General features: G+C 60.2%; 21 protein-coding genes. 10 read left to right on the top strand and 11 right to left on the bottom strand.

Annotated features, from left to right (window positions below; translation table 11 throughout):
- Positions 1–8 precede the first annotated feature (8 nt).
- From J3U95_RS15700 to J3U95_RS15670, 7 genes are all read left to right on the top strand, one after another.
- Positions 9–635: an ABC-type transport auxiliary lipoprotein family protein gene (locus tag J3U95_RS15700; RefSeq protein ID WP_370662076.1), complete on the top strand. Its 627-nt coding sequence runs from the start codon at positions 9–11 to the stop codon at positions 633–635.
- Positions 632–1777, top strand: coding sequence for a VanZ family protein (locus J3U95_RS15695; RefSeq protein ID WP_208279530.1), 1146 nt, complete (start codon positions 632–634; stop codon positions 1775–1777). Before J3U95_RS15700 ends, J3U95_RS15695 begins: the two co-directional genes overlap by 4 nt.
- 58 nt (positions 1778–1835) lie before the next feature.
- Positions 1836–2168: a (2Fe-2S) ferredoxin domain-containing protein gene (locus tag J3U95_RS15690; RefSeq protein ID WP_208279528.1), complete on the top strand. Its 333-nt coding sequence runs from the start codon at positions 1836–1838 to the stop codon at positions 2166–2168.
- Positions 2169–2184: 16 nt separating this feature from the next.
- The gene (locus tag J3U95_RS15685; protein ID WP_208279526.1) at positions 2185–2814 is read left to right on the top strand and encodes an alpha/beta hydrolase; all 630 of its coding nucleotides are present in this window, start codon (positions 2185–2187) and stop codon (positions 2812–2814) included.
- A gap of 105 nt (positions 2815–2919) precedes the next feature.
- A complete protein-coding gene (locus J3U95_RS15680) occupies positions 2920–4065 on the top strand; it encodes a D-alanyl-D-alanine carboxypeptidase family protein (RefSeq protein ID WP_208279524.1) in 1146 nt (381 codons plus the stop codon).
- A 132-nt stretch (positions 4066–4197) separates the two neighbouring features.
- Positions 4198–5121, top strand: a complete 924-nt coding sequence (locus J3U95_RS15675; RefSeq protein WP_208279522.1) for an aldo/keto reductase — start codon at positions 4198–4200, stop codon at positions 5119–5121.
- 1 nt (position 5122) lies between these two features.
- Positions 5123–5434 (top strand): metal-sensitive transcriptional regulator, encoded by a 312-nt coding sequence (locus tag J3U95_RS15670; protein ID WP_123068602.1) that lies wholly within the window; start codon positions 5123–5125, stop codon positions 5432–5434.
- A gap of 160 nt (positions 5435–5594) precedes the next feature.
- Here the strand turns inward: J3U95_RS15670 and pssA are convergent, their stop codons facing one another.
- Positions 5595–6374 carry a CDP-diacylglycerol--serine O-phosphatidyltransferase gene (pssA, locus tag J3U95_RS15665; protein ID WP_109345945.1) on the bottom strand — a complete coding sequence of 260 codons (780 nt, stop codon included), beginning with the start codon at positions 6372–6374 and terminating at the stop codon, positions 5595–5597.
- 142 nt (positions 6375–6516) lie between these two features.
- Here pssA and J3U95_RS15660 point away from each other — a divergent pair, with 142 nt between their 5' ends.
- Both J3U95_RS15660 and J3U95_RS15655 read left to right on the top strand, forming a co-directional pair.
- On the top strand, positions 6517–7479 hold the full coding sequence (locus tag J3U95_RS15660) for a CAP domain-containing protein (RefSeq protein ID WP_208279521.1): 963 nt from the start codon (positions 6517–6519) through the stop codon (positions 7477–7479).
- Positions 7436–8080: an Hpt domain-containing protein gene (locus tag J3U95_RS15655; RefSeq protein WP_229519868.1), complete on the top strand. Its 645-nt coding sequence runs from the start codon at positions 7436–7438 to the stop codon at positions 8078–8080. The genes J3U95_RS15660 and J3U95_RS15655 overlap by 44 nt, the downstream gene beginning before the upstream one ends.
- Positions 8081–8083: 3 nt before the next feature.
- Here the strand turns inward: J3U95_RS15655 and J3U95_RS15650 are convergent, their stop codons facing one another.
- Positions 8084–8299, bottom strand: a complete 216-nt coding sequence (locus J3U95_RS15650; RefSeq protein ID WP_109345944.1) for a hypothetical protein — start codon at positions 8297–8299, stop codon at positions 8084–8086.
- Between the two features lie 278 nt (positions 8300–8577).
- A complete protein-coding gene (locus J3U95_RS15645; RefSeq protein WP_208279520.1) occupies positions 8578–9159 on the bottom strand; it encodes a DUF1439 domain-containing protein in 582 nt (193 codons plus the stop codon).
- A gap of 407 nt (positions 9160–9566) precedes the next feature.
- Here J3U95_RS15645 and J3U95_RS15640 point away from each other — a divergent pair, with 407 nt between their 5' ends.
- On the top strand, positions 9567–10445 hold the full coding sequence (locus J3U95_RS15640; protein WP_208279519.1) for a toxin-antitoxin system YwqK family antitoxin: 879 nt from the start codon (positions 9567–9569) through the stop codon (positions 10443–10445).
- Positions 10446–10523: 78 nt separating this feature from the next.
- Here the strand turns inward: J3U95_RS15640 and J3U95_RS28750 are convergent, their stop codons facing one another.
- The 8 genes from J3U95_RS28750 to rnpA all read right to left on the bottom strand — a co-directional run bounded on the left by J3U95_RS28750 (position 10524) and on the right by rnpA (position 18555).
- Complete coding sequence (locus tag J3U95_RS28750; RefSeq protein ID WP_208279518.1) at positions 10524–11603, bottom strand: YagK/YfjJ domain-containing protein; 1080 nt, start codon at positions 11601–11603, stop codon at positions 10524–10526.
- Positions 11604–11925: 322 nt separating this feature from the next.
- Positions 11926–12156: a helix-turn-helix transcriptional regulator gene (locus J3U95_RS15630; RefSeq protein WP_208279517.1), complete on the bottom strand. Its 231-nt coding sequence runs from the start codon at positions 12154–12156 to the stop codon at positions 11926–11928.
- 146 nt (positions 12157–12302) lie between these two features.
- A complete protein-coding gene (locus J3U95_RS15625; protein WP_208279516.1) occupies positions 12303–13352 on the bottom strand; it encodes a hypothetical protein in 1050 nt (349 codons plus the stop codon).
- A 1-nt stretch (position 13353) separates the two neighbouring features.
- The gene (locus J3U95_RS15620; RefSeq protein WP_208279515.1) at positions 13354–14571 is read right to left on the bottom strand and encodes a tyrosine-type recombinase/integrase; all 1218 of its coding nucleotides are present in this window, start codon (positions 14569–14571) and stop codon (positions 13354–13356) included.
- A 174-nt stretch (positions 14572–14745) separates the two neighbouring features.
- Positions 14746–16125: a tRNA uridine-5-carboxymethylaminomethyl(34) synthesis GTPase MnmE gene (gene mnmE, locus J3U95_RS15615; RefSeq protein ID WP_208279513.1), complete on the bottom strand. Its 1380-nt coding sequence runs from the start codon at positions 16123–16125 to the stop codon at positions 14746–14748.
- 83 nt (positions 16126–16208) lie between these two features.
- Positions 16209–17891: a membrane protein insertase YidC gene (yidC, locus tag J3U95_RS15610; protein WP_208279511.1), complete on the bottom strand. Its 1683-nt coding sequence runs from the start codon at positions 17889–17891 to the stop codon at positions 16209–16211.
- A gap of 8 nt (positions 17892–17899) precedes the next feature.
- Positions 17900–18163: a membrane protein insertion efficiency factor YidD gene (gene yidD / locus J3U95_RS15605; protein WP_123067961.1), complete on the bottom strand. Its 264-nt coding sequence runs from the start codon at positions 18161–18163 to the stop codon at positions 17900–17902.
- Complete coding sequence (gene rnpA / locus J3U95_RS15600; RefSeq protein WP_208279567.1) at positions 18160–18555, bottom strand: ribonuclease P protein component; 396 nt, start codon at positions 18553–18555, stop codon at positions 18160–18162. Before rnpA ends, yidD begins: the two co-directional genes overlap by 4 nt.
- Positions 18556–18565 lie beyond the last annotated feature (10 nt).

Genomic DNA, 18565 nt, shown 5'->3' with positions numbered 1-18565 from the left:
GGACCACCGTGAATCGTCAATCCTTGCGCATCCCCGCAGTCGTCGTCCTTGCCTGCTCCCTGTTCCTGGCCGGCTGCGCCAGCAAGGAGCGCACGTCGAATACCGTCTACGACTTCGGCGCGCCGTCGCTGCGGTCGTTCACCCCGGCCACGCCGCCCGCTTCGCCGCTCGCCATCGTGGTCATGGACGTCACCGGCCCCGGCGGCCTCGACACCGAGCGCATGTTCTACCGCCTGAACTATGCCGATGCCCAGCAGGCGCGCACCTATGCCACCAGCCGCTGGAGCGCCACGCCGGTGAACCTGGTCACCACCCGCATCAAGACGCGCCTGTCGCAGGCGCACATGAAGGTGCTGTCGGCCACCGACGCCGCGACCGGCGTGCCGATCCTGCGCATCGAGCTCGACGACTTCGTGCATGCGTTCGCGAGCGCGGACCGGAGCGAAGGCAGGATCATGCTGCGCGCCTCGGTATTTACCGAACACCGCCTGGTCGACCAGCGCAGCTTCGAGCGCAGCACGCCGGCATCGAGCCAGGACGCGGCCGGCGGCGCGGCGGCGCTGGCGGCCAGCACCGACCAGCTGGCGGACGACATCGGCGGCTGGCTGGCCACCCTGAACCTGCAAGGCAAATGACCGAAGCGGAAGTCCCGGCAGATGTCGCCGCCGGCCGCTCGCGCGGCTCGCCCATCGTGCGCGCCGCGCTGCTGGCCTATCTGCTCCTGATCGTCTACGCCAGCTGGTTCCCGTTCACCGGCTGGCGCGACAGCGGCATCTCGCCGCTGGCCTTCCTGAACCTGGTCAAGCAGCGCTACTGGACCGGCTTCGACGCCGGCGTCAACATCGTCGGCTACATCCCGTTCGGCATGCTGCTGGTGCTGTCGATGTATCCGCGCGTGCGCGGCGTGTGGGCGGTGCTGCTGGCCACGCTCGCCGGGCTGCTCACCACCGGCACGATGGAGGCGGTGCAGACCTACCTGCCCAGCCGCGTGCCGTCGAACCTCGACTTCGTCACCAATGCCGGCGGCTGCTTTATCGGCGCCATCCTCGGCGCGCTGTGGGCTCCCGGCCTGCTCGACCGCAGCCGCCTGTTCAAGCTGCGCCAGCGCTGGTTCGCGCCGCACGCCAGCCAGGGCCTGGTGCTGGTGGCCATGTGGCCGCTGGCCCAGATCTATCCGCAGAGCTACCTGTTCGGCCACGGCCAGGTGCTGCCGATCCTGTCCGGCTGGATGTCGTCCTGGTTCGATACCGAGATCGACTTGGTGGCCCTGCTGCGTCCCGGCGGCGACACCATGAGCGTGGAACAGTACTGGCTGTCCGAGACCATCATCACCGCCTGCGGCATGACCGGCGCCGCCCTCACCCTGATGTGCCTGGTGCGCCGCGGCGCCCCACGCTTCTGGCTCATGCTGGCCCTGCTGGCGAGCGCCCTGGTGGTGAAGGCCTTCGCCAGTTCGCTGCTGTTCCGTCCCGATAACGCCCTGGTCTGGGTCACGCCGGGCGCCGAAGGCGGCTTCCTGATCGGCCTGATCATGCTGTCCGGCCTGGTGTTCGCGCCGCAGGTGGCGCAGCGCCGGCTGGCGGTCGTGACCCTGATCCTGGCGCTGGTGGTGGTCAACACGATCCCGGTGAACCCGTATTTCTCGTCCACCCTGCAGGGCTGGGTGCAAGGCAAGTTCCTCAACTTTAATGGCGCGGCCCAGGGGCTGGCGCTGGCCTGGCCCTTCGTTGCCCTGTGGTTCTTGCTGCTGCCCTCGCATAAACTCAATCGTCAATAAGACCGCGTATCATGGCGCTTTGGCCCATGGCCGCGCTACTCTTTCCAGCGAGAACGACATGAACGATCAATCGACCGAACAGTTTTACAAGCATCATGTATTTTTCTGCATGAACATCCGCGAGGGCAAGGACGCGCGCCCGAGCTGCGGCAAGTGCGGTTCCGAAAAAGCCCAGAAGCATGCCAAGAAACGCATCAAGGAACTGGAACTGAGCGGCCAGGGCAAGGTGCGCATCAACCAGTCCGGCTGCCTCGACCGCTGCGAGGAAGGCCCGGTGCTCGTGGTCTACCCCGAAGGCACCTGGTACACCTACATCGACACCGATGACATCGACGACATCATCGACACCCACCTGGTCGGCGGCAAGGTCGTCGACCGCCTCAAGATCTGATCGCTAAAGACGCTTTATGAACATCCATTCGCACAAATTCGAACTCGACGGCCCCGCCGGCAAGATGCAATGCCTGCTCGACCTGCCGGAAGGCGCGCCGCGCGGCGTCGCCCTGGTGGCGCACCCGCATCCGCTGTATGGAGGCACCATGGAAAACAAGGTTGCCCAAACGCTGGCGCGCACCTTCGTGACGCTCGGCTATGCGGCGGCGCGCTTCAATTTCCGTGGCGTCGGCGAATCCGAAGGCGTGCATGACGAAGGCCGCGGCGAAGTCGACGACATGGCCGTCATGTACGCCCACATGCGCGAGAAATATCCGGACCTGCCGATCACGCTGACCGGTTTCTCGTTCGGCACCTTCGTGCAGGCGCAGTTCGCGTTGCGCCTGGCGGCCGAGGGGCGCCCGGCCGAGCGCCTGGTGCTGGTGGGCACGGCGGCCGGCAAATGGCCGATGCCGGAGGTGCCGCAGGACACCATCCTGATCCACGGCGAACTGGACGACACTATTACCCTGAAGGAAGTTTTTGACTGGGCCCGACCGCTCGACCTGCCTGTCACCGTCATTACAGGCGCCGACCACTTCTTCCATCGCAAGCTCGGCCACATTAAAAATCTCGTGATTCAACTGTGGCGACGTGACATTTAGTCGTCACAGTCCCCTATAATAATTCCCTTCTCTTGAGGCAATGCTTCCTTTGGGACATTGCCTTGCGCTTTACCACCGCCCTACTTTAATGACGAAATACTCCCCATGAAAAAACTGTTAGCGGCCTTCGCCGCCAGCCTGGTGATGGTCTCGGCCAGTGCGCAAACCGTGCCCGCGCCCGCCATCGCCGCCAAATCGTGGTTGCTGCTCGACGCGACGAGCGGCCAGGTCATCGCCTCGCAAGAACAGAATATGCGCATCGAACCGGCATCGCTGACCAAGGTCATGACGGCCTACGTCGCCTTTGCCGCGATCCGCGACAAACGCATCACCATGGACCAGATGGTGAACGTGTCCGAGCGTGCCTGGAAAGTCGACTCCAGCAGCTCGAAGATGTTCATCGATCCGCGCGTGCCGGTCTCGATCAGCGACCTGCTGCATGGCCTGATGATCCAGTCGGGCAATGACGCCGCGGTCGCCATCGCCGAAGCGGTGGCGGGCGACGAAGCCACCTTCGTCACCCTGATGAACCGCGAGGCGCAGCGCATGGGCCTGAAGGGTACCCGCTTCGCCAACCCGCACGGCCTGCCGGACGCGAACAACTACTCGACCGCGGCCGACCTGGCGCAGCTGGCCGCCCACGTGATCCGCGACTTCCCGGACCTGTACAAGATCGACTCGATCAAGCAGTTCACCTATAACAAGATCACCCAGCAGAACCGCAACCGCCTGCTGTGGCTGGACCCGACCGTGGACGGCATGAAGACCGGCCACACCACCTCCTCGGGCTACAGCATGATCACCTCGGCGCGCCGTCCAAACGGCAGCACCGGCGAACGCCGCCTGATCTCGGTGGTGCTGGGCACCAGCTCGACCGACGTGCGCACGCAGGAAAGCCAGAAGCTGCTGAACTGGGGCTTCCAGAACTTCGACACCGTCAAGCTGTACTCGAAAGGCCAGGCGATCCAGACCCCGTCGATCTGGAAGGGCGCGCAATCGACCGTCAAGATCGGCTTCACGCGCGACATCCTGGTGACCGTGCCGAAAGGCGTGGCGGGCAAGCTGAAACCGGTGCTGGAACGCCGCGACCCGCTGGTCGCGCCGCTGGCGCTGAACGGCCAGGTCGGCACCCTCAAGATGACCGTCGACGGCAAGCCGCTGCTGGTGCTGCCGGTGGTGGCGCTGGAAGAAGTGCAGGAAGCGAGCATTTTTGGACGCGCCTGGGATTCGATGCGTCTCTGGATGCAGTAATCTGCCGCGCTTGAACTCCGAAAGCCCGTCCGCGCGTCACGCCGGACGGGCTTTTTTCATGCGCGGCGGCTGACGCGGCGCAGGCTTCGGGCCGCTATAATCATGCCATCCAGTCATCACGAAAGACCCCCGATGCCGCAAGCGCCCGCCGAACTTCTCTTCCCCCGCATTCCGACGCGCGAAGGCGGTCCCGAACTGTCGCGCATCGTGGCCGGCATGTGGCGCATGGTCGAATGGGACATGCCGGTCGCGGCGCGGGTCGACTTCATCGAACAGTGCCTGGCGCTGGGCGTGACGAGCTTCGACCATGCCGACATCTACGGCAACTACGGCGTCGAGGAGCTGTTCGGCGAAGCGCTGCGCGCGCAACCGTCGCTGCGCGACCGCATGGAGCTGGTGAGCAAGTGCGGCATCAAGCTTTTATCGGACAAGCATCCCGGCCACACGATCCAGCACTACGACACCAGCGCCAGCCACATCATGCGCTCGGCCGAGGAGTCGCTGCGCAAGCTGGGCACCGACCGCCTCGACCTGCTGCTGATCCACCGTCCGGATCCGCTGATGGAATTCGACGAGATCGCAGCGGCCTTCACGCGCCTGAAACAGGACGGCAAGGTCCTGCACTTCGGCGTGTCGAACTTCACGCGCCACCAGTTCGAGTCGCTGAACCGCCGCATCCCGCTGGCCACCAACCAGGTGGAGTTCTCTCCCCTGCACACCGCACCGATGTTCGACGAGACCTTCGACGGCCTGCAAGACCTGGGCGTCGCGCCGATGATCTGGTCGCCGCTGGGCGGCGGCCGCCTGTTCGGCGCGCAGGATGAACGCGGCGCCGCGCTGCGCCAGGCCATCCAGGACGTGGCCGAGCGCATGGACAAGCCGTTCTGCAGCGTGGTGTTCGCGTGGATCATGCGCCTGCCCTGCCGGCCGATCCCGCTCACCGGCAGCGGCCGCATCGCGGCGATCCGCGAGGCGGTGCTGGGCGCCAGCTTCGAGCTCGAACGCGAGGACTGGTTCCGCATCCTGCGCGCCGCGCGCGGACACGAGGTGGCCTGAGATGGTCGAGGGCCCGCTCCGGATCGTCGAGGGCAAGGCCCTCAGCGCGCAGCAAAAGAAGGACTTGCTGAACCGCCTGGCCCGGATCGAGGGCCAGCTGCGCGGCGTGCAGAAACTGATCGCGCTGGCCGACTCGCCGTCGGATTGCGACGCCGTCGCGCAGCAGATGGCGGCGGCGCGCAAGGCGCTCGACCGCTCCTTCGTGCAATTACTGACCTCATCGATCCTGACCCAGACCGGCGACGCCACCGACCTCGAAGACGCGCGCGCCCGCGCCGCGCACCTGGCGGCGATGCTCGACAAGTTCGCGTGACAAGGATGCGTTCTCGAAACGCTTAGGCCATCTCGCCGGTGGGGTGGACGGCTATGCCGTCCACGCGTTCAAACCTCGGCAATACCGTGGCGACGCACGACCCGCTTGAACGCGTGGGCGCGAAACCCGCCCACCCTACATCGGGCCAGGGAGCCGGGTATCAGTCCTCGAACACCTTCGGCGGCGCGACGCCGCGCCAGCCCAGCTTCCAGCCGATGTTGAGCAGCAGGGTCACGCACACGTAGATCAGGAAGAACAGCACGAAGAAGCGCTCCTGCAGCAGCGCCAGCAGCACCAGGCATACACCCAGCAGCGCCAGCATCACCTTGCCCTTCGGGTGCTTGGAGCTGGGGAAGCGGATGGTCGACACCATCAGCGCGCCGACGCAGACCATCAGCGCGCACACCAGGAAGGCCGGCGCCACCGCGATGACGGGATCGGGCCAGGCCACCACCACCGAGGCGACGCAGGCCGCGCCGGCGGTGATCGGCATGCCGACGAAGTAGCGCGGGTCGGTGCGGCCATGGCTGATGTTGAAACGCGCCAGGCGCAGCGCGCCGCAGGTGACGAACACGAAGCAGGCCAGGCCGCCCATGCGCTCGAGGGTCGGGTGCACGTCGCCCAGCTGGGTGAAGCCATAGCAGTACAGCAGCAGTCCGGGCGCGCAGCCGAAGTTCATCACGTCGGCGATCGAGTCGAGCTGCACGCCGAAGCTGGACTGGGTATTGGTGGCGCGCGCCACGAAACCGTCGAGCGCGTCGAACACGCCGGCCAGCACCAGCAGGATCGCGGCCAGGCGGAAGTCGTCCGGGTCGCCAATGCGTGCGTTGTCGACCGAGATCACGATGCTGGCGAAACCGCAGGCGATCGACAGCAGCGTCACGGAACTGGGCAGGGCGAACTTGGCGCGCGCGAGGCGTTGCTGGTTAGATAGCTTCAATGGTCGACTCGACATGGAAAATGTTGGCTTATTCTACAGGGTGGCTCCCAAGGGTGTTGCGCGATGGTTGCAGCGTCGGCCGCGATCGTCGTTTTTGGCCTAGAATGATGCCCCACGCTTATGTATTGACAGGAGTTGCAAGATGAGCTATACGCCACGCTGGCGGTCGATCGCCGCGATCCTGGGCGCTGCCCTGGCCATGAGTGCATGCGGCGGCGGCGGCAGCAGCCCGACGCCCCAGGCCGGTGGCGGCCTGGCGGTCGCGCCAAGCCCCGCTGCGCCCGCGCCCGCCCCGGCCGCAAATGCCCCCACCTTGACCGGCAATATCGTCCTCGATGGCCGCAACTGGATTAATTATCGGCGCGCCCAGGCCGGCGTGCCGACGGTGACCCAGAACGCGCAGATCGACAATGCAGCGCTCGGGCACTCCGAATACCTGCGCATCAACAACCTGATGAGCCACGACCAGGAGCCGGGCCGCCAGGGCTTCACCGGCGCCACCCTGGGTGACCGCCTGAACGCGGCCGGCTACACGCTGGATCGGACGCGCGGTTTCGCCTATGGCGAAGTGATCTCCGGCAGCAACAACGGCTCGGGCTTCTTCATGACCGAAGAACTGATCACGGCGATCTATCACCGCTTCGTGATCTTCGAGCCGATGTTCCGCGAGATCGGCACCGGCGCCGCCAGCGCCAGCCGCGGCTACCACTATTTCACTGCCGATTTCGCCAGCCGCAGCGGCTATGGCCCCGGCATCGCGAGCGGCACGATCGTCACCTGGCCCTTCAGCGGCCAGACCGGGGTCGCGCCCAACTTCTTCAGCGACACCGAGGAGCCGGACCCGGTCCCCGACCGCAACGAGGTGGGGTATCCGATCAGCGTGCACACCAATCTCGACTCGACGCTGGCGGTCGGCAGCTTCACGGTGCGCCCGCGCGGCGGCGCCGACCTGCAGGTGCTGCGTGTCGATCCGCTCAGGAACGTGACCGCGGCCTCCATCATCCCCGTGCTCCCGCTGCGCGCGGCAACCACCTACGAGGTCAATTTCACCGGTACGGTCAATGGCGTGGCGGTTGCGCGCGCCTGGTCGTTCACGACGCGGTGAGCGGCGCAGCGGCGGCGCCGCCGCATCGGCCATCGACTTCGCGGCCGGATTGGCGCGGGTGATGGATGACCGCGCGCTGTTCCTGCGCGTGCTGGGACGCTTCGCCGGCGACTACCGCGACCTCGCGGCGCGCCTGCATGCGGCGCTGGATGCCGGCGACGCCGTGCTGGCCCACCGCATCGCCCACACGCTCAAGGGCGCGGCCGGGATGATCGAGGCGAACCGGCTGCGCCAGCTGGCGCTGGAGGTCGAGCTGGCGCTGAAGGCCGGCGGCGCAGCGCCGCTGGCGCTGATCGCGGCGCTGGACGAGGAGCTGGCGCGGGTGCTGGCGGAAGTCGACGCGCTGCTGGCCGCGCCTGAAACGCAGACATTCGCGCCGACGCCGGTGCCGACAAAGTCGCCGGCCGCCCGGGACGACCTGGCGCGCCTGCGCGACATGCTCGATATCGGCGATGGCCGCGCACCGGACCTGGCCGTTCAGCTGCGTCCGCGCCTGCTGGCGAGCATGGGAAGCGAGAAGGTGGCGGCGTTCGACGCGGCGCTCAGGCGCTTCGATTTCGAAAACGCACTGGCGCTGCTGGAGCAGGCCGGCCGGCGCTAGCCGTCAGCGCGTGAACTCGGCTTCTTCGTCGAAGGAATCGGCGCAGGACTTGCCGCAAAAGCGCCGCACGCTGTCGAGCGGCTTTTCGCAGTACCAGCACGAGCCCTTGGCCGGAAGACTGGCGCGGGTCGGCATGCTGCCTGTGGAGGCAACTGAGACGGCCACCGGCGGCTCGGCTGGCAGCCCACTGTCCGGAAGACTCTCGTGTGTCGTTTCCAAGATCCACCCCCTGATACGGCAGCCTTTAGTCAGAGAAAGATTACTTCAGCGGAACTCCGTGCGCATGAGAAAGCGCAAGCCGGGCCGCGACAGGCGAACCCATCACGACTTTCGTTGCGTATCAGTGTGCGCCCAATGCCAGGCGGGTGCAATCCCCTGCTGGCTCACGAGGAGCGATTTGACATGCGTGCAACGTTTGTCGCTGCACGAGCTACAGTGCACCGCCAAAAATCGTAGTGTAATGCCAACTGTCGGCGTGCACGCTTGTGTGCGCATGCTTATTTTGCCGGCTCGAGCGTCACGACCAGGCCGGTGCGCGTGGTCTGGATTCGCGTAGGAACGAACTGCACGCCCGCATAGCGCAGGTCTTTCTGCTCGAAGGTGTAGACCGGCATGTCGCGCGCGACGGTCTCGATCAGGCCGTTGGCGACCCGGGTCAGGTGACGCTCGGCTTCGGGGTTGCCGAGCCGCAGGCTGTCGACGCGCGGCTCGGCCATCATGACGGCGGCGCGGCCCGGGTCGACGTACAGGCGGCCGGAGAACGCGATATTGCCGGTCCAGGCGCGCGCGAACGGCGGCGCGACCGAGGCCTCGACCGCCAGCGCGACCCGGTCCTGGTCCGGCTGGATCGCCAGCTGCGGCCTGGTGAGCTGGACGTCGAACAGCTCCAGCAGGCGCTCGTTGACGGGGAAACGCTTGTCCAGGCCGGCCTGCAACTTGTGCAGCGGCAGCTCGACCTGGCGTGGGCCGATCAGGCTGGAGCAGGAGGCCAGCAGGCTGGCGCCGACCGCGATGGCGGCCAGCCTGAACACCGTACGCCGCATTGGCGCGGAGGAATGAGGTGGCTTGTATTTATCCATGTTCCAAGCCTAGCATGAGCCGGCCAGCAGCTTATTGACCGTTACTTGCCGATACAGAAGCTTGTGAAAAACCTCAAAAGCCAGTATCTATCACATTTCTTTAACTTGAAATTGGCCGCGTGTACCTAAGCGTGTACCTTTAGGCTTAAGCAACCCCATCCACCCTGAGCCACCGTTACAACCCTACGTCCAGAATCGGTCTGCGGCGCAGTAATCGAGTCCCGCAACAGTGCGACCGATGTTAAGAAAGCTCCCAAGTCGCTCCTTAGCATATTTTTCCGCTCTGCAATATTTTGCTATCATGCTCAGACTGCCGCAGGTGCGCGGCAACGGGTGAGCCCCGTCCCCCAGATGACTGTATCGCCCAAAGCCGCTGTTCACATACACAAATTGATGGATCGGATGAGATGAAAAAACAAGTTAGGTTTATTGGATGGGCTGCCGCAACAATTGCTTTGGCGACTCTCGTCGGTTGTGGAAACAAGACCCTTGATTTCCGCAACGCCGAAATCTCGAACGGTAAAATTTACGCAACTGGAGCAAACGATGGATTTTCAGGAACCGTTACCAATCTTCCACTGAGCAAACTGCCGACTGGACAACTTTTTCGGCTTATGAGGCTCATGGATTCGCTTAACATTGGAGCCTACTCCGAATATCAACTAAGAAATGTTTTCATGGGTTCAATGCTCGGTACAAACACGCCCGTGGTCCTATGTGACGTGAAGGTTAAAGATGGGAATCTTGATGGCACTGCGCTGTGCAAGAAAAATCCGGGATCTCTGCCAATATTCTCAATTCCTTATAGGGAAAACGTGATCGATGGCGAATTGACAGTTTTCAGCTACGAGAAGAAGGACCAAGTTATCGCGCTTGCAGAATTTTCCAATGGTCAACTAAACGGAAAATCTGAGATTCGAGGCATGAAGACTGGTAAAGTCGTTCATAACACAAGCTGGAAGAATGGGCTTGGCGATGGACTCGAACAGCAATTTGACGAGACGACCGGCAAACTTATTTTCGAAGGAAATTTGAAGGCTGGCGTGTATGACGGAAAAGTATCGCGCTATTCCCCAGATGGTAAACTGATCCTATCCACCGAATACAAAGATGGAGTTGTACAGACAACGCCTAACGCTGCAGCTGCATCTGCTCCAAATCCCGCCCAATGTGTAGATGCATGGATAGCGGCGTATCATAAAGAACAGGGAGCGGATGCAATGGTTACGAACGACCAAACAGGAGAGTGGGAAGCTTGGTGTAAGGAAGGAAAGCTTCCAAACTGAACCCTTATTCTTTCTTATAAAAAGGCACAGCGGCCGTACAATCCGCTGTGCAGAAGAAGTGGTCCGAAAAATCTAATTTCAACGTTCTATTCTTGGTCGCCCCGCCCCGCACGTTCGCTGCCGGGGCATTTCCCCCCTCCCAAATACTCTATTACTGCCCTTCACTCTGAGGTACTGATCCTTTTTAGCAAGGTATTGAAGCGCCAGCAATAAGTTCTCTCTTTTTGCCACCTCAAAATGGCTAATCATTCCAATACCGCAGCGTTTATATTTCCCTTTGCTCGCATTGCAATTGTGAAATAGTCCTCTTTTATCAGATACAAGATCAACCCAATATTTCCCAATTTTATTACCTAAATAGGCGTCTTTATGCACTGCTGATCCATCGTAAAAAAAGGTAAAATGGAAATGATGACCTTTCTCTTCGCCATACTCAAGCTTCCATACGTACCCCAAAAGCGATGCAAATAATTTATTTGAACGCCTATTGTTCAAAAATTTCTCGCGATCTGCATGGGCTTTCTCTGCAGTAATCTCCTTCGCTGCCTCTAAAGTGTAGCCAAAATCAATTCGCAAGACTAGCAATCTTGAATGTTTTTCAAATAGCTCATTAACGTACTCTTTGACGCTTGCAAAATTTCTTACCGAGTTATACTCTCTAGCATACAGCTTTTTTTTGAAATCCGATCTTGCCGCCGCGCTTCTAATTTGACCCACGAATTCGTTAAATAACTCTTCGCCCTCGAATTTGGAATTTGGCATCAATTGACTTCTTCCTTTGAACACATCAAAGGTCAATCTCATTTCCTGACAAGTGGAAAAAAATAGGTTCACCAATTCGCTGTATACGTATTTTTCGTCGTATTGATTGATATATCCGTTAAAACTCGACATGTAATTCCCTAGCCTCAATGGAGTCGCAATTGGTCTTCCATGCGATTCTTCAACAATTTTAAATGCCACCTCGTCTGTGGAAATTACATCCGAGACAAACCTCTCTATTCTACATAGACAATTTTCGTACTTGCGTCCAAGCACTTCCAAATCCTTGTCCTTGAATATATTTGCATCCATGTCCATTTGCCTATAGACATTTTCCATAGAAAGCTCTAGCAATGCGCTTTCCAATGCTTCCTCATTACGATCCTTATCAATCACTCTTTTATCTTTTAATTTTCCTTAATAATACAAATAACCAATATTCAACCATTCAAGATATTGCGTTATAGGCCAAAAAAAAGGATCGTAACCGACGACAAGAACAGCATTAATAACCCTGTCTGACATGCGTAGTTACGTCACTCTAGATTTTTACAAACACATATCACATTTAAAAAAGCATTAAAGTGCAGTTACGCATATTTGCCTTGGCGCAACCCACCGCCTTTTTGTTCAAAGCTATGTAACTTGTGCCTACTACTTGTAACTTGTATAGTAGAAAATGGAACTTGTGCCGCGTACGATAGGATGCTGGCGCTGATCAACGAGAGGCGCGACTCATTCGGATGCGTGAGGCAATCCACGCGTCCACTTCCGACTCAATCCAGCCAACAGCATCGCGGCTGAGCCTAACTTGGGTCGGGAATGTCGGGTCGTAACGTGGAGAACGTCTGTTGATTTTGTCGTAGATCGTAGAGCGCGAGAGGCCAGTACGGGCCTCAACCTGCTTGCGTCGCAGGATGGTAAGCGGAGTATGGAACGATGCGGTCATTGTTAGCCCTCTTGGGGTTGGGTTGGAATGAACGCATGTTGACGGAATGGAGGACGCGGAAACAGCTCAAACGGTTGAAAACGGTTGAATCCAGCCACTGAGACAGCCCGTTCTTCCCGGCCCCTGTGCCGCGCAGAAATAACTACTTAGGGGGCACGGTGGAGCGCTCTGGGGCGTCCACCTTTCGTAGCGGTCTCAGGTCGTATAATCCCTACACCAGCTTCGGCTAAGTATCCAGGAAACTTATGCTTACTTACAAGCCAGTCAACCATTTCTTTATTTTTTGAATAATAATCAGGGCTATCGATATTTAGCCAGTGCAGATCAGCGCAAGCAATTAAGGCCCCGACATATGGAGCAATTAGTTTTTCCCGCTTCTCCTCCTGATCCCATGCAATATGCGACTGCTTGATAAGCATCGCCCCCTTATTGGCAAGATTTTTCGAGAATTCGTACTTCGATCTCAATTTTCCCGCAATAATTTCGTTAGATGGAAGTTGCCGCCCCTCATTTATTCGATCCTCCCATAGATCAAGAAGCAACCTTCGCAAACCAACTAGTTTCGCAGATATATGCTGGGCGTCTGGAATGGGCAAATCCGCTTCGAAAGCGGATACTAGCGCGGGAGTACGGTTCAGCAGATTAAACAGTGTCGGACGAGTAACATACGTCGAATCAGGTGTTACCTCAATGTCCCGAGGATACGAAAAACGATTTCGATTGACAAGCTTGGGTGAAAAATCTATTTCATAACAAGCAAGCAGCCGAACAAGGCTCTCGCCCTCATCAAGCAAATATCTGTTCTTTTTTTTCTCGGCACATGACGTAGATATCGCTTCAAAATTACCGTCGTCACGAATAACAACTGCTCGGCTAAAAACCGATTGACGAGAAGCACCATTGTTCAGCAGCCCACGACACGTAGTATTGCTAAGTTCCAAAAGTTGAGGCGTGGGAACGCGAAATGGCAAAGGTGGCGCAGTCATCATTGCATGATAAAATGATCCCTCCGAGGGAGGAAAAAGTTCGGAGAAATCGACACTAAACAACACCAGTTGCTCAGGCATTGGCGTGTATAGTGGAATTTCACCTTTAGCGCCCTCCCGCAACAAAAACTCAATCGATTGGAAGGTAAGCTTCGCGGCTTCTTTAAGACTATATATCGCCTTCTTTAGCACTGTAATTGAATCGAGCATTCTACGCTCGCTTAAAAATCGAGGTTACGTTTGAACCTGAAAAGTGGACCTGAACGAAATCTGCCCATGCCTGCAATATGAGTCGCCGCTGATCCGCGTATTCAGCACGGTTATAGACACCTTTGATACCAGAGATTTTATGCGCAAGTGCTCTTTCGATGGCATCCGAGGAATGTCCTTGTTCATGTAAATGTGTTGAAGCCGTGCGTCTAAAGTCGTGGAGCACGAAATGCTGAACATCCAGCGAGAGTGCCCGGACAGCTTGATTCAACGTACTCTTGCTTATCGGACGATCTCCATCCCCACGTGACGAGGGGAATAGAAACGCGGAACGGCCAGAATGCTGTTTAAGCTCTTGGAGAAGTTCAAGCGCTTGGCTAGACAAATAAACCCGATGAGGCTTGTCTTTCTTCATGCGTTCGGCAGGCACATCCCATACCCCCTGCTCAAGATTAAATTCATCCCATCTGGCTTCCGTAAGCTCAGCCTTACGTACCATCGTTATCAACAACAGATGTAGAGCGATCTTTAAAGGGCGACGAATGTCCGACGCGTAGATGGCTCGTAGCACAACGCCAATTTCGCTGGGAGCCAGCACACGCGTTCTGCTTTCTTCCGTTGCGATGAATCGTGCGACGAGAGCGGCGGCGGGATTGGTTGTTGCCAACTGCCGCGCAATCGCAAAATCATACATGCGCCTCAACACGTTCCGGGAGAACAAGGCCATCTTTGGAGAGCCGCGAGACTTGATGTGGTCGCACAACCCCATCACGTCAGCGGGAGTGAGTTCGGCAAGGGGGATACGCCCCAATTTGGGAAAAACATCCTTCCTCAGCACACGCTCCACGTTGCGGCTGTAGCTGTCGGATTTGTCACTCATCTGCTCCCGAAACCACTCCTCAGCAAAAGCCTGAACGGTGTTGAGCTTTTCTGCCTTGGATGCTGCAACAGCCTTCTTTGGCGAATCGCCATGCGCCACCAGTGCAGCCCATTCATCCCGCTGCTTGCGGGCGTCAGCCAGACCAATTTCGGGATAGCTGCCAATAGTTAATGCAGGGTGACGCACGCCATGGAGTTGATAACGGTATCGCCAAATCTTCGATCCGCTCGGCATCACCTCTAGCAGTAACCCGCCTGTGTCGCTCACCCGGTAACGGGTCGGCCTAGACCGCAGGGCTTTGATTTTCGTATCAGTCAGTGGTGTTGCTTGACGCGGCATGGCTCTCTCTTAGGTACACAATCCGAGCATTGTACATGCAGCGTATGCCAAAGTGTGTACCTAAGATTGCAGGATTCATGCGGAAATTTTTGGAACGCTTAAGCACCAAAAATGCGCACCCCATAGGAGAAGAGACCTGATTTCGGCAGCCACCGGAACAGTTCGGAACACATTCTATTTTCCGATACAGAAGCGGCTGAAGATCACGCCCAGCAAATCGTCCGGCGTGAATTGCCCGGTGATGCTCGACAAATGGTCCTGCGCCAACCTCAACTCCTCGGCAAACAGGTCGAGCGACTGGTCGTCCTGCATCGCGTGCTGGCGCGCCAGCTCCAGGTGTTCGCGCGCGGCGCGCAGCGCGATCAGGTGACGCTCGCGCGCCAGGTACAGCGATTCGCCGGTCTGCTGCCAGCCGGCGATACGCAGCAGTTCGGCGCGCAGCAGGTCGATGCCGAGCTTTTCGTGCGCCGACAGGTACAGGTGAACTGCGTCGGCGCTCTCGTCCTTCGACGGCTTGTGCCCCGACAGGTCGATCTTGTTCCAGATGCGCACCACCGGCACGTTTGGCGGGAAGGCCGCGACAATGGCCTCGTCGGCCGCGCTCGGGCCGAGATTCGCGTCCAGCAGGTGCAGGATCACGTCGGCCTTGCCGACCTCTCCCCAGGTGCGCTCGATGCCGATGCGCTCGACCACGTCGATCTCTTCGCTCACTGCGCGGATGCCCGCGGTGTCGATGATGTTCAGCGGGATGCCCTCGATCTGGATCGTCTCGCTCACCTTGTCGCGCGTAGTGCCGGCGATCGGCGTGACGATCGCCACCTCGGCCCCGGCCAACGCGTTCAGGAGTGAGGACTTGCCAACGTTGGGTTGCCCGACCAGCACCACGTTCAGCCCTTCGCGCAGCAGCGCGCCCTGCGCCGCCTGGCGGAACACGTTTTCCAGCGATTCGATGATGCCGGCCAACTGGCCGCGCGCGTTCGATTTTTCCAGGAAGTCGATTTCTTCTTCCGGGAAGTCGAGCGTGGCCTCGACCAGCATGCGCAGATTGATCGTGCCGTCGACCAGGGTGTGCACCACTTGCGAGAAGGCGCCCGACAGCGACTGCGAGGCCGACTTGGCGGCGGCTTCGGTGGAGGCGTCGATCAGGTCGGCCACCGCCTCGGCCTGGGCCAGGTCGAGTTTATCGTTCAGAAAAGCACGGCGCGTAAACTCGCCCGGTTCGGCCAGGCGCAGGCCGGACGGCGCCCCGGCTTCCAGCACGCGCGCCAGCAGCATCTGCAGCACCACCGGGCCGCCGTGGCCCTGCAGTTCGAGCACGTCCTCGCCGGTATAGGAATGCGGTCCCTTGAAGTAGATGGCCAGGCCCTCGTCGATGATGTCGCCATTGGCGGCCTTGAACGGGATATAGGTCGCGTGGCGCGGCGCCAGGGTCACGCCGGGGAACAGCGCGTCGACCAGGAAGGCGAGCGATTTGCCGGAGGCGCGCACGACGCCGATGCCGCCGCGGCCCGGGGCGGTGGCGATGGCGGCGATGGGAGATGTGTCGAGTTTCATGGAGCGATTGTAAGGGATACGGGATCTTCAAAAACAAAAAGCCCGCGCTTTCAAAGCGCGGGCTTTTCACGAGAAGCTGCGGATTACTTGGCCGCGCCGGTCTCGAACTTGCGGGTGATGACCCATTGCTGGGCGATCGACAGGATGTTGTTGACCACCCAGTACAGCACCAGGCCAGATGGGAAGAAGAAGAACACCACCGAGAACGCGATCGGCATGAACAGCATCATCTTGGCCTGCACCGGATCGGTCGGCTGCGGATTCAGCTTGGTCGTGATGTACATCGACACCGCGTAGATCACCGGCAGGATGTAGTACGGGTCGGGCTGGGTCAGGTCCTGGATCCACAGGATCCAAGGCGCGCCGCGCATCTCGACCGAGGCCTGCAGCACCCAGTACAGGGCGAAGAACACCGGCATCTGCACCAGGATCGGCAGGCAGCCGCCCAGCGGGTTGATCTTCTCGGTTTTGTACAGCTCCATGGTGGCCTGCTGCATCTTGGCCGGATCGCTCTTGTAGCGTTCGCGGATCGCCTGCATCTTCGGCGTCACGACGCGCATCTTGGCCATGCTGCGGTAGCCGGCGGCCGACAGCGGGAAGAAGGCCAGCTTGATCAGGATGGTCAGGGCGACGATGGTCCAGCCCCAGTTACCCAGCATCGAGTGCAGCTGGGTCATCACCCAGAAGATCGGCTTGGCGATCACGGTCAGCATGCCGTAGTCCTTCACCAGCTCCAGGCCCGGGGTGATGGTTTCCAGGATCTGCTCGTCCTGCGGACCCGAATACAGGCGGGTGTCGGTCGACACGGTCGCGCCGGGCGCCACGTTGCCCAGCGATTGCACGGTGCCGATCGCGTACAGGTTGTTGGCGATCTTCTTGGTGAAGATGTCGCGCGGCGCCTTGTCGGCCGGGATGAAGGCCGAGACGAAGAAGTGCTGCGAGATCGCGACCCAGCCGTTATCCGCCTTGGTCGAGTGATCGGCCTTGCCCTTTTCGATTTCCTCGAAGGTCAGCTTCTGGTACTTGTCGGCGTCGGTGTACAGGGTCGGGCCGGTGTAGCTCGGCATGAACCACGAATCGGTGGCCGGCTTGTTGCCGTCGTGCTGCAGTTGCAGGTACAGCGACGGCTGGATCGGCGCGGCGCTGATGTTGGTGACGTCATGACGCACGCCGACCAGGTAGTCGCCCTTGCGGAAGGTCAGCGTCTTGGTCAGGCGCACGCCGCCCTGCTCGGCTTCCAGCACGACCTGCGCCTGGTTGTTGCCGCCCAGCGTGGTCTGCGCCGATTTGACGGTGAACGGCGTGGTGTGGTTCGGCAGCACGCCGGCGGCGCTGGTGCCGATCAGGCCGGTCTGGCCCAGGTAGACGTTCGGGCCGTTCACATTGAACAGGACCTGGTTCTTGGTCTTGTCGAAGTGATCCGGATAGTGCAGCAGCTCGAGGCGCTTGATGACGCCGCCGACCGAGTCGATGTCGACTTTCACCACGTCGGTGGTGACGGTGACGATCTGGCTGACTGGCGCGGCAGGAGCAGCCGGAGCGCCCGGAACGGCGGTCGCCGCTGCTGCTGGCGTACCCGGCACGGCATTGCTGCCCGGCTGCGGCGCGGCCGGCACGTCCGCCGGTTTATTCTGCTGAGCGACTTGCGCCGGCGGTTGCGGCGAGAACAGCGACTGCTTGCCGTTAGCCACCATCCAATTGTTCCAGAGAACAATCAGGGAGATGGCGAACACGATCCACAGGACAGTACGTTTATTGAATTCCATTGGAGTCTTCAGGAGTGGTTGCAACCGCAAGCGGCTGAATGGGATTCCTTGGGGCCGTCTTTCGGCGGCACCGGGTCGACGCCACCCGCGTTCCACGGATGGCAGCGGCCCACGCGGCGCGCGGCCAGCCAGGAACCGCGTGCGGCGCCATGGACGCGCAGCGCTTCGATTGCGTAATTGGAACAGCTGGGATAGAACCGGCAACGCGGCCCGAGCATCGGGGACAGCAGCAGCTGGTAGCCGCGAAGCAACCAGACGAGCAGCGTCTTCATGGCGAGCTGGCCCGTGCGGGGCGCGGCTTCTGGGAAGCGAACAGGCGCGCCAGTTCCACCTTCAACTCGGCCTTCAGGGCGCGCGTGGTGGCCGGGCCATCCTTGGCGTTGACGGGACGCGACAGGCGGACGATGCAATCGACCGGCGCCAGGCTGCTCGTACGGAACAGCTCGCGCGTCATGCGCTTGATCGTATTGCGGGTCACGGCGCGCGGCGCGAAACGCTTGGCCGCAACGACGCCCAGCCGCGCATGCGGCAGGTCGTTCGGACGCGTGTAGAGCACGAAGTGCGCCGTTTTTTGCGTCGGCCGCAAACGAAAAACGGATGAAAATTCATCCGTTTTAACGATGCGCCGAGCGCGCGCGAAGTCGTGCGAACCTTCGCCTGTCATCACCGACCGC

Source organism: Massilia oculi, from assembly GCF_017582745.1.
Lineage (GTDB): Bacteria > Pseudomonadota > Gammaproteobacteria > Burkholderiales > Burkholderiaceae_D > Telluria > Telluria oculi_A.
Note: the sequence above shows the minus strand (reverse complement) of the source record. Positions and strands in the feature narration are given on the sequence as shown.